Annotated in this window: 11 protein-coding genes; 4 read left to right on the top strand and 7 right to left on the bottom strand. The window is 67.0% G+C overall.

The genetic code is table 11. The features are described 5' to 3' along the window. Nucleotides 1–6: 6 nt before the first annotated feature. The gene (locus U1707_RS10655; protein WP_056053843.1) at nucleotides 7–438 is read right to left on the bottom strand and encodes a DUF3576 domain-containing protein; all 432 of its coding nucleotides are present in this window, start codon (nucleotides 436–438) and stop codon (nucleotides 7–9) included. A 291-nt stretch (nucleotides 439–729) separates the two neighbouring features. Between U1707_RS10655 and U1707_RS10650 the strand changes: the two genes are divergently transcribed. Beyond that, nucleotides 730–1,437: a hypothetical protein gene (locus tag U1707_RS10650; protein ID WP_332800056.1), complete on the top strand. Its 708-nt coding sequence runs from the start codon at nucleotides 730–732 to the stop codon at nucleotides 1,435–1,437. A gap of 46 nt (nucleotides 1,438–1,483) precedes the next feature. Here the strand turns inward: U1707_RS10650 and U1707_RS10645 are convergent, their stop codons facing one another. After that, the gene (locus U1707_RS10645; protein WP_332800055.1) at nucleotides 1,484–2,074 is read right to left on the bottom strand and encodes a thiamine phosphate synthase; all 591 of its coding nucleotides are present in this window, start codon (nucleotides 2,072–2,074) and stop codon (nucleotides 1,484–1,486) included. A 22-nt stretch (nucleotides 2,075–2,096) separates the two neighbouring features. Between U1707_RS10645 and U1707_RS10640 the strand changes: the two genes are divergently transcribed. Together U1707_RS10640 and U1707_RS10635 are read left to right on the top strand one after the other, a co-directional pair. Next, nucleotides 2,097–2,771 carry a YggS family pyridoxal phosphate-dependent enzyme gene (locus U1707_RS10640; protein ID WP_332800054.1) on the top strand — a complete coding sequence of 225 codons (675 nt, stop codon included), beginning with the start codon at nucleotides 2,097–2,099 and terminating at the stop codon, nucleotides 2,769–2,771. A 2-nt stretch (nucleotides 2,772–2,773) separates the two neighbouring features. Then, complete coding sequence (locus tag U1707_RS10635; RefSeq protein WP_332800480.1) at nucleotides 2,774–3,442, top strand: HAD family hydrolase; 669 nt, start codon at nucleotides 2,774–2,776, stop codon at nucleotides 3,440–3,442. 197 nt (nucleotides 3,443–3,639) lie between these two features. On the opposite strand, the gene U1707_RS10630 is transcribed toward U1707_RS10635, so the two are convergent. The 5 genes from U1707_RS10630 to U1707_RS10610 form a co-directional block, all read right to left on the bottom strand. Further along, the gene (locus U1707_RS10630; protein WP_332800053.1) at nucleotides 3,640–4,119 is read right to left on the bottom strand and encodes a YdcF family protein; all 480 of its coding nucleotides are present in this window, start codon (nucleotides 4,117–4,119) and stop codon (nucleotides 3,640–3,642) included. A 47-nt stretch (nucleotides 4,120–4,166) separates the two neighbouring features. Continuing rightward, the gene (gene ribA, locus U1707_RS10625) at nucleotides 4,167–5,183 is read right to left on the bottom strand and encodes a GTP cyclohydrolase II (protein WP_332800479.1); all 1,017 of its coding nucleotides are present in this window, start codon (nucleotides 5,181–5,183) and stop codon (nucleotides 4,167–4,169) included. 74 nt (nucleotides 5,184–5,257) lie between these two features. Then, complete coding sequence (locus tag U1707_RS10620) at nucleotides 5,258–6,040, bottom strand: exodeoxyribonuclease III (protein WP_332800478.1); 783 nt, start codon at nucleotides 6,038–6,040, stop codon at nucleotides 5,258–5,260. A gap of 414 nt (nucleotides 6,041–6,454) precedes the next feature. Beyond that, on the bottom strand, nucleotides 6,455–7,084 hold the full coding sequence (locus tag U1707_RS10615; protein WP_332800052.1) for a LolA family protein: 630 nt from the start codon (nucleotides 7,082–7,084) through the stop codon (nucleotides 6,455–6,457). A gap of 236 nt (nucleotides 7,085–7,320) precedes the next feature. Then, complete coding sequence (locus tag U1707_RS10610) at nucleotides 7,321–9,636, bottom strand: DNA translocase FtsK (protein WP_332800051.1); 2,316 nt, start codon at nucleotides 9,634–9,636, stop codon at nucleotides 7,321–7,323. 141 nt (nucleotides 9,637–9,777) lie between these two features. Between U1707_RS10610 and U1707_RS10605 the strand changes: the two genes are divergently transcribed. Beyond that, on the top strand, nucleotides 9,778–10,992 hold the full coding sequence (locus U1707_RS10605; RefSeq protein ID WP_332800050.1) for a UbiH/UbiF/VisC/COQ6 family ubiquinone biosynthesis hydroxylase: 1,215 nt from the start codon (nucleotides 9,778–9,780) through the stop codon (nucleotides 10,990–10,992). The last annotated feature ends 7 nt before the right edge of the window (nucleotides 10,993–10,999 follow it).

Below are 10,999 nucleotides of genomic sequence, written 5' to 3'. Positions count from 1 at the left end.
TCGTCCTCAGCCCGCGATCGAGGCGCGGCGCAGGTCGCGGGCCTTGGTCAGGATGATATCCTCGAGCTTCTGCGTGGTCGCGGCCTGCACCGGCGACGACACCCACTGACCGTTGCGATTGACTTCGCGGAGCGCGGCCACGCGCAGCGCATCGGCGCGCAGATCCTGATCGAGGATCGACACCGTCACCTTCATACGCTCGGTCGGCGTCTGCGGGTTGATGTACCAGTCGGTGACGATCACGCCGCCATTCGAGTCGGTCTGGAGCAGCGGCATGAAGCCCAGCGTGTCGAGGCTCGCGCGCCACAGATAGCTGTTCACGCCGATCGTCGTGATCTTCGATGCGGCGAGATCCGCCTTGGGACGTGCCGAACCGCCGCCGCAGGCGACGAGGGGCAGGGCAAACAGCACGACTGCGATACGCGAGCGGCGGAACATGGGCATCATCCTGGCAAGAAAATCAGCCCTTGCTCTACAGGCGAGCCCGCGCCCCCGCAAGCAGACGCCCGCATGCGTAGGCCGTACGAGAGAGGTGGTCCCTCGGGAGTCGGATACGGCCGATCCGGTAGCGCTATCGCAGCGATATGTGTGCTGATTGCAACACTGTCTGACAATTCCACCCCGAAGAGGGCAATCGGTCGGGTCTGCGGCCTTTGCGGTGGATCAATTCATGATAGACGCAGTTTCACCAGGGTCCGATTGCTGGACTCGAAGGATAGATTCGTTGTGATGACGCGTGGGGGAATATTCGGGGTGGTTGCCGGGGCGCTTGTCGCTACCGCCGCAATCGTCGCGCCCGCCTTCGGCGCCAGCGAACAGGTCGCCCGTATCGCAAAGCATAACACCGTTGCCGCCCGTGGCATCGGCGCGTTCACGCCGGCCGCCGCCGATCCCCGCCTTGCTGCGATGTTCGCGCGCGGTGGTTTCGACGCCGGCAGCTTCCGTTTCACGCCTGCGGAAACGCGGCAGGACAATCGCGCCGTGACCGTTGCGGTCCGCGCGCAGACCAATCGCGGCATCGCCAACACCGCCAGCCTGGCATCGACCATGCCGACCGTGGGCATCGCGCCGATCGCCTACAATCTCGGCATGTCGGTCGGCTGGAAGCGATTCGCGGTTTCGGGCGACGTGAACAAGCTCGATCTCGGCGCCATGCCAGGTGGTCGCGAAGCGGCCGACCTGGCGGTAAGCTACAGCGCCAAGCGGTTCAGCGGCACCGTGAAGGCCGTGGCTGATCGCCCGCTCGCCAACGCACCGCACCTCGTCGAGGAGGCACCGAGCTATTCGGTAGACGTCGGCGGTTCCTACGCGTTGACCCGCAGCCTCGCCGTGACGGCCGGCGTGCGGTACCGTTCGGACCGCGAGCGCTTCGTGAAGGTCGACGACGATCGCCGCGACAGCCAGGCCGTGTATCTGGGTACCGCCTTCCGCTTCTGAGCATTCGACGGAGCGATGTTCGAATCCCCCGTCATCCCGACGAAAATCAAGATCCCGAGTTACTGATCGCCGCGTCTGATAGCACTGCATCCCGACTTTCGTCAGGATGACGGCGCAATCTAGGCAGCCAGGCATCGATCGCGGCCCAGCCGTGGAAGCCAAAACGTCGGATCCGCCGCCAGCGCGACGCGTTCATACCGCCCAGCGCGATCACCGGTATCCCAAGGCCTCGGCCTACCCGCATGGCCCGCGCCGGACCGATCCCGGCCGCATCCTCGTGTGATCGGGTAACGTGGATCGGCGACACGAACAGGGCATCAGCCCCGGCATGCTTCCCCGCCGACGCCTCGCGACGTGAATGCGCAGGCCAAGTCCTGATCCCACAAGTCCGCGCTCGACCATGCACGCCGTCCGCCGCGATCATTGCCTCGCCGGCAACCACGACGACCAGTCCACGCGAACGTGCAATGCGCATGACCCGCCGCACCATCGCCCGCCGTTCCCGCGCGGGCGTTGCATAATGTCGGAACACCACCCCCGATCCCGGCAGCAATCGCCGGAGCGCAGGCCACAACGCAGCGCCCATCCGCTCGTCGGTCATCAGCCAGCGTGTGGGAATGGGGTTACGACGCGCCACGCCGCTGCCTATAGCGCGCCGCATGATTGCTGACGACACCACCAAATTGCAGGCCATCCGCACCCGGATCGCCAAGGCCGCCGAGATCGCCGATCGCCGCGCGGACGCCGTGACGTTGATCGCGGTGTCCAAGACGCACCCGGTCGAGGCTATCGAACCGCTGCTGGTCGAAGGCCAACGTGCGTTCGGCGAGAACCGCGTGGCAGAGGCGTCCGAGAAATGGCCGGCGTTGCGCGAGAAGTATCCCGACGTCGAACTTCACCTGATCGGCCAGCTCCAGTCGAACAAGGCGGCCGAGGCCGTCGCGCTGTTCGACTGTATCCACGCGGTCGATCGCCCTTCGCTGGTCACCGCGCTGGGGAAGGCGATGGCCACGAGCGATCGGCGGCCGGACTGTTTCCTCCAGGTCAACATCGGCGACGAGCCGCAAAAGGGTGGATCCGCGATCACCGACCTGCCCGCGCTGGTGGAGCAGGCGCGTGCCGCCGGCCTGCCGATCGCCGGGCTGATGTGCCTGCCGCCCGCGGACATCGAACCAGCGCCATATTTCGCGCTGCTGGCCAAGCTCGCGCGCGATCACGGACTGACCGGACTCAGCATGGGCATGTCCGACGATTTCGAGACGGCGGTGACGATCGGCGCGACTCATGTCCGGATCGGCAGCGCGTTGTTCGGCGCGCGGGGGACGGGCGCGTGAGCATGTCGGTTCGGTTCGACGCCCTGCTGTTCGACTTCGACGGCGTGCTGATCGACAGCGAAGCCGTCGGCAACCGCCACATCGCCGAATGGCTCACAGCCGCCGGCCACCCGACCACTCCCGACGAATCGATGGCGAACTTCATGGGGCTTGCCGGTCCGCAGTTCATCGACGCGGTCGAGCGCTGGATCGACCGGCCGCTCACCGATGACTTCTACGCCGCGCGGGAGGCCGAGGACGCGCGCGTGATGGCGGCAGGCGTCGACGCGATCGATGGCGCGGTTGCGTTCGTCCGGTCGCTCCCCGCCGACCTGCCCAAGGCGATCGTCTCGTCGAGCCCGGTCAGCTGGATCGCGCGGCATCTGGAGCATATCGGCCTGCGCGACGCGTTCGGCGACCATCTCTACAGCGGCCGCGAACACGTGACGAACGGCAAGCCCGCACCCGACCTGTACCTGTTCGGTGCGCGCCAACTCGGCGTCGACATCGCCCGGACGGCGATCCTCGAAGACTCGCCCGTGGGGGCGACCGGCGCTGTGGCCTCGGGCGGCTACGTCATCGGCTTGTCGGCGGGATCGCATTGCAACGCGGAGCACGGTGCGCGTCTGAAGGCGATCGGCGTCGATGCGCTCGCGGAAAGCTTCGAAGACGTGGCGCGCCTACTCAGTTGAAGCGGGTCGACAGTCAGTCGGCCTATCCCCGAAAGGCGGACGGCTCCCCTCCCTGAAAGGGAGGGGCAGGGGGTGGGTAGGTCGGCTCTGGTCGCGACGGTGCGGGTGATACGGAACCCGACCCACCCCCGACCCCTCCCTTTCAGGGAGGGGAGAGAATTGGACACGTCGATTTCGCTCCTAATTTAGCAGGGCGGTCAGCCCTGCTTTCGCTGCCAGATCGCGCCGACGCCTGCGACCAGATCATACGGGATCGCCGCCGCCTCGCGCGCGCGCATCTTGAGTTGATACCGCCGGCTCCCGCCATGCGGCACATGGATCGCGCTCGCGGGCATGCCGAGCATCGCGAACAGCATGCGGATGCGCGGCTGGTGATAGCCATCGGTGCAGATCATGCACTGCGCATACTGCCCCGCGCGCGCGAACGCGGTCGCCGCGACCACGCTCTGCAACGTGTCCACGCTGACCTCGTCGAGATGGATCCGCGACCGATCGACCGTCTCGGCGAGCACGTCGGCCATCACCGATGCTTCTGATGGCCCATGCGTCCCCTTCGCGCCCGAGCAGAACAGGTCCGCATCGACATAGCGCGCCGCCGCCGCCGCCGCGAACGCGATGCGCCGGGCAAGCGTCGGGCTCGGGCTGCCATCGGGGCGAACCGCGGCACCGAACACCACGATCAGGCGCCGGGAAGGGGCGGGTGCGGGGGAGGGAGAAACCACGGTCAGAACTGATGCCCCGTGCGGTCGCGCTTGGTCGCGAGATACTGCGCATTGTGCGGGTTCGGCGGCAGGAAATGCCGCACCCGCTCGATCACCGTGACGCCCGCCGCCTCGAGTCCGGCCACCTTCGCCGGATTGTTGGTCAGCAGCCGCACCTCACGCTGCCCGATCAATGTGAGCATCCGTGCCGCCACGCCGAAATCGCGCGCATCGACCGCGAACCCGAGCCGTGTGTTCGCATCGACCGTGTCGTATCCCTGGTCCTGCAACGCATAGGCGCGCAGCTTGTTGACCAGCCCGATCCCGCGGCCCTCCTGGCGCAGATACAGCAGGATACCCCAGCCGCTGTCGCGAATCGCGTGGATCGCCGCGTGCAATTGCGGCCCGCAATCGCATTTGAGGCTGCCGAGCACGTCGCCCGTCAGGCATTCGCTATGCAGGCGCACCAGCGGCGGCGTTCCGTTGGGCTGGCCGATCAGTAGCGCGATATGCTCGTCCGCGCTTTCGGGGCTGCGGAACGCCACGATCTCGGCATCCTCCGCGCCCATGACGGGAAGCCGCGCACGCGCCGCGAGCTGCAGGCGGGTCGCGTCCTCATGCGCGTCGATATCGGCGAGGGTGATGTCGACCTCGGGTTCACCGATGCCGAGGAAGAACGCCGGTAGCAGCCCGGCGATCCGCGCGAGTCGCAACGCCGCCGCCGCCGCATCCGGATCGGCGATCGGGATCGTGTGGAACGGCCCCTTGAGCGGTGTCGCCAGGTCGAATTGCGGATCGGCCAGCGCGGTCGCTGCGGCGAAGTCGATCCACGGTGCGCGATCGACGAGCACCGGCTCGGTCGGGTCCGCCGCCGCCAGTTGGTTGGTGAGTTTCAACGTCGCCGCGCGTCCCGACGAGATCAGCACGCCGCCCGTCGCCGCCGGATCGAACGCCGCCAACCGATCCGCATCCGCCGTCTCGACCGCGAGCAGCACCAGCCCGTCGATCGCGATCGGCCAGCCGCGCCGGAGCGCATCGATGGCGCGTGCGGCCCCCCGTGGATTGGCGCGTGGATTAGCGCGGGGATTGGCGAGCGGATCGGTGCGGGGATCGGTCAAAACGCGAACTCGGTCATGATCGGAACGTGGTCGGACGGCTTCAGCCAGCTACGGCACCGCTCGTACACATGATGCGATACCGCGGCCTCGGCGGCAGCGCCGGTCGCCCACATGTGATCGAGCCGGCGGCCGCGATCGGACGCCGCCCAATCCTTTGCGCGGTAGCTCCACCATGTGAACAGCCGCGCGGGGGCAGGGTGGAAGCGTCGGCCGAGATCGACCCAGTCGCCCGCCGCCTGCAACCGGCCGAGTGCTTCGACCTCGATGGGCGTGTGGCTGACGACGTCGAGCAACTGCTTGTGGCTCCACACGTCCGATTCGAGCGGGGCGATGTTGAAGTCACCGACGAGGATGGTGGGGCCTGGCAGCGTTTCCGACCAGGTCGTCATGCGCTCGATGAAGTCGAGCTTCTGGCCGAATTTCGGGTTCACCTCGCGGTCGGGCACATCGCCGCCGGCGGGGACATAGACGTTCTCGAGCCGGACGCCGTTCTCCAGCCGGACGCCGACATGACGCGCCTCGCTGTTCGCCTGCCAGTCGAACCGGTCGTCCTCGACGATCGGCACCCGACTCAGGATCGCGACGCCGTGGTGCATGCGCTGGCCGTGCAGCACGATGTGGTCGTAGCCGAGCGCGCGGAACGCCTCCAACGGGAAGTCGCCGTCGATGACCTTGGTCTCTTGCAGGCACAGGATGTCGGGCTGCTCGTCGCGCAGAAACTGTTCGACGATGGCGATCCGGAAACGGACCGAGTTGATGTTCCAGGAGACGATCTTCACGGCCGCGATGTAGCGCCGCGTGGGGGTGGGGACAAGGAAGCGTCTGACGCGCAACGGTCTCCCATCCCTGAAAGGGAGAGGCAGGGGGTGGGTCGGCTTCCACTGACCTCAATGCTGGTTTTGCGCGGGGTATTGGAGGTGAGAAGGCGTCATGGGCAAAGCCCATGCCGTCGAACGAGCCAAGGCTCGTCGGCCGCGCTTGAGCGAGTCGGGCAAACTTGTTTGCCTGCCGCTCCACGCGAAAGACCCTCGCTCCGGGGGCATGGAGCGAGGGCCAACTCAGCGTTCGTCACGCAGGCAGGATGTGGGGAAACCATCCGGGCAACAGGGGGAAAAATCCCGAATGCCTCACATCCGCGAGCCACCCTCTAGAGATCGGAACCTGTCGCTTGCATGAATGAGCGCCAGGTTTTGTTACTTTCTTCCATTCGTGCGGCGCGGGTCGTTCCAGCGGAAGGTGTTGTCGCTGACCGCCTCGCCGAACTTCTGGTTGGTCAGGCGGATCGTCGTCCGGTTGTTCTGGCTGTCGAGTGCGACCCAGCCCTGCAGCATCAGCCCGCCCGGCGCGCTGGCATTGCGTACGAACACCAGCGTGATCCGGCCATATTCCGGGTGCTTGGGATCGTTCGCCTCGACCGACACGATCCGCTGGTCGTAACCGGGGACCAGCTTGGCATAGCGCGTGATGTCGCGCGTCGGGTCGAGCAGCACGCCCAGCGGCGAGTTCTTGATCGGCCAGCGCTGCACCTGCTTCACCGAATAATCGATGAACGTCAGTGCGCCGCCTTCCGCGACGATCAGGATCGGCACGCCCTTCTCATACTGGAAGCGCAGCTTGCCGGGCTTCTTCAGCGTCAGCACGCCGGTGAGCACCTTGCCGTTGCGATCCGCCTGCGAGAAATTCGCCGTCATCGTCTCGACCGATTGCAGATGTTTCTGCACGGCGGCCAGATCGCCGGTCGCCTGCGCTGCGATCGGCGCGGGCACGGCAGCGACCGAGAGGGCAGCGATCGTCGCGATCACCGCGGGGCGGGTATTGAACATCAAAATCTCCTTGAAGCCCGGCCTCTGCCGGACCGGGCTTGAACCCGCTGTGAACTGGCTGCTGGGAACTGGGGATTCGGATTAAACGCGCGCGCTGAGAGGTACGATCCGCAACGGGCAAAACCTCCGTCATCCTGGGCTCGACCCAGGATCCAGGGTCACAAGCGCCGGACTGCGTGGCTCTGGATCCCAGCCTTCGCTGGGATGACGGGCAGGGGAACCCCCACATCGCCCCCTCAGATCGCATGCCCCTCGGTATCGCGCAGCACCTCGCGCCGTCCGACATGATCCGGGCGGCCGACGATGCCGTCCTTCTCCATGCGCTCGATCAGCCGCGCCGCTGAGTTGTAGCCGATCCGCAACTGCCGCTGCAGCCACGAGGTCGACGCCTTTTGCGACTCGCAGACCAGCTGGATCGCCTGGCGGTATTGCTGGTCCTCGGCCGAGTCCTCACCGGTCGGCGAGCCCTCCAGCGTGAAGCTCTCCTCGGGCTCCTCGGTCACCGACGAGATGTAATCCGGCAGTCCCTGCGAGCGCCAGTGATCCGCCACCAGCCGCACTTCGTCGTCGGTCACGAACGGCCCGTGGACGCGGACGATGCCCTTGCCGCCGGGCATGTAGAGCATATCGCCCTTGCCGAGCAGTTGCTCCGCGCCCTGTTCGCCGAGGATGGTGCGCGAATCGATCTTCGACGTGACGTGGAAGCTGATCCGGGTCGGCAGATTGGCCTTGATGACGCCGGTGATGACGTCGACCGACGGCCGCTGCGTCGCCATGATCAGGTGGATACCCGCCGCGCGCGCCTTCTGCGCCAGCCGCTGGATGAGGAATTCGACTTCCTTGCCCGCGGTCATCATCAGGTCAGCCAGCTCGTCGACGATCACGACGATCTGCGGCAGCACGTCGTATTCGAGCTTCTCCTCCTCGTACATCGGCGCGCCGGTGTCGGGGTGATAGCCCGTCTGCACCTTCCGCCCGAGCGGCTGGCCCTTGGCCTTCGCGCCACGCACCTTGTCGTTGAAGCCGGCGAGACTGCGCACACCCACGGAGGACATCTGGCGATAACGATCCTCCATCGTCTCGACCGCCCATTTCAGCGCGCGGACCGCCTTGGCGGGATCGGTCACGACCGGCGACAACAGATGCGGAATGTCGTCGTACATGCTGAGTTCGAGCATCTTCGGATCGATCATGATCATCCGGCACTGGTTCGGCGTCAGCTTGTACAGCAGCGAAAGGATCATGCTGTTCAGGCCGACCGACTTGCCCGAGCCGGTCGTACCCGCGACCAGCAGATGCGGCATCGGCGCGAGATCGGCGATCACCGAATCGCCCGCGATGTTCTTGCCGAGGATGATCGGCAACTGCGCCGACTGGTCCTCGAACGTCTGGCTGCCGACGAGTTCGTGCAGGCTGACCGCCTCGCGCCGCGCATTCGGCAGCTCGATGCCGATCACGTTGCGTCCTGGAATCACCGCCACACGCGCGGAAATGGCGGACATGTTGCGTGCGATATCGTCGGCCAGCGCGATCACCCGGCTCGCCTTTACGCCCGGCGCAGGCTCCAGCTCGTACATCGTCACGACCGGACCCGGCCGCACCTCGATGATCGAGCCCGTAACCTTGAAATCGTCGAGCACGTTCTCGAGCAGCCGCGCGTTGCGTTCCAGCCCGGCCTTGTCGATCACATTGCCCTGGCTCGGCGGCGACGGCGTCAGCAGGTCGAGGCTCGGCAGCGTGAAATTGTCGCGCAGGTCGAGCGACGACTGGCGCTCCTTGGGTTTGGCCTGGCTTGGCGCATTCTGGCGGTCGGCGATCACCGGGGCAGGACGCGGGTCGGGCTCGGCGATCGCGCGCGGCTCGATCGGTTTGCGCGTCAGGGTCAGCGGCTCGTCGTCGGCGACGTCGTCCTGATCGTCATAGCCGTCGAACCCCAGCGCCTCGGTCCGCGTGCGACGGGGAAAGCGCCAGTTGCGCTCACCGAGTTCGATCTCGACGCTCTTGCCCCAGACGATCGCACCCGCGATCGCCGCGACCAGCCCAATCGCGCGGGCGGACCAGAGTTCGGCGACCGGCTGGCCGATGAAGCCCAGCGCCCAATGCACGCCGCTCACGACCGACAGCCCGATCACGCCGCCCCATCCCGCGGGCAGCGCGAGGACCGACGTGCCCGAGACGAACGCCAGCGCTGTCGCCATCAACGCAACGCCGATCGCAGCGCCGCGCACCATTCCGCCCCAGCGTCCGACCGGCAGGTTGCGCCATAGCCGCATGCCGAGGATCGGCCCGATCGGCAGCAGCAACGCCACCGCCGGCCCGAACAGCGTCAGCGCGATATCGGCGAACCATGCGCCCGGCGGTCCGACCAGATTGTCGGGATAGGCGCCCGATGCGGTGTTCAGCGCCGCGTCGCTGGCATGATAGCTGGCCAGCGCCAGTGCCATCAGCAGCGTGCCGACGAACAACGCGATCGCCGCGATCAGCGCGCCGCTGCGCACCGCCCCCGCCTTCACCGTTTCACGCCACAAGGCTGGCTGCGCGCGGCTGGCCATGACCCGTAATCTCCAGATTCAATATAATAGAGAATGCATCGCCCTCGGCAGGCTCAACGTCAAGGTAACCACGCGACAACACGGGTTAAGCTGCGCCCGGATCGTCGTTGGCAGCGACGGGCAGGCGAGATAAAGCGGGTCATGGACACAGATGTACTTATCCTCGGTGGCGGGCTGGTCGGCGCGACGCTCGCCGTGGCGCTCGACGTGCACGGTATTTCGTCGATCGTGATCGATCCGGCCGACCCCGCGGTGACGCTGGCACCCGGCTTCGACGGTCGCGCCTCGGCGGTGGCGAGCGCGAGCCACCGCATGCTCGATGCGATCGGTATCGGCGCGACGCTGGCGGGGCAGGGCTGTGCGATCCGCCAGATCCGCGTCAGCGACGGTCTCGAACCCGGCGCGCTCGATTTCGTCCCCGCGGCCGACGATGGCGCGCTCGGCACGATGTACGAGAACAAGTTGCTCCGCCGGACCCTGTTCGACGCCGCGACCGCCGCCCCGCATGTCGACCTCCGCATGACGACGCGCGCGACCTCGCTCGACCGCACCGAATCGGGTGTCACCGCCACGCTCGATTCGGGCGACACCGTCCGTGCCCCGCTGGTGATCGTCGCGGAGGGCCGCAATTCGCCGACGCGCGAGGCCGCCGGCATCACGATGGCACGCTGGTCCTACGATCATGCCGCGATCATCGGCGCGTTCCATCACGCGGTGCCGCACGGCAACGTCGCCTATGAAATCTTCTATGCGAGCGGCCCGTTTGCGCTGTTGCCGCTGCCCGACGATGCGGATGGCCACCGCTCGGCGATCGTCTGGACGGTCGATGCGAAGAACGCCGCCGGCATGCTGAAACTCGGCGACCGCGCATTCCTGGCGGAAGCGGAGAAGAGCATGGGCGGCTTCCTCGGCGCGCTGTCGATGGCGACACCCCGGTCGAGCTATCCGCTCGGCTTTCATCACGCCGCGCGCATCACCGACACGCGTCTCGCGCTGATCGGCGACGCCGCACACGGCATCCACCCGATCGCCGGGCAGGGTCTGAACCTCGGTTTCCGCGACGTCGCGACGCTCGCCGAAGTGCTGGTCGAGGGCAAGCGTCTCGGCCTAGACCTCGGCGATGCCGCGCTGCTCGCGCGCTACCAGCGCTGGCGCGGGCTCGACACGTTCATGACCGCGGCGGCCACCGACACGCTCACCCGCCTGTTCGGCCTCCCCGGCAAGACCGCCAGCGCCGTGCGTCGCTTCGGCATCAGCGCCGTCAACGCCATCCCGCCGCTCAAGAACCGCTTCATGGCGGAGGCGCGCGGCGAGTCGGGCGACCTGCCGAAGCTGCTGCAGGGCATGACGGTCTAGTCGGCAG

The organism is Sphingomonas sandaracina, from assembly GCF_036663695.1.
Taxonomy (GTDB): domain Bacteria; phylum Pseudomonadota; class Alphaproteobacteria; order Sphingomonadales; family Sphingomonadaceae; genus Sphingomonas.
This window is presented reverse-complemented; position numbering and strand designations above follow the sequence as displayed.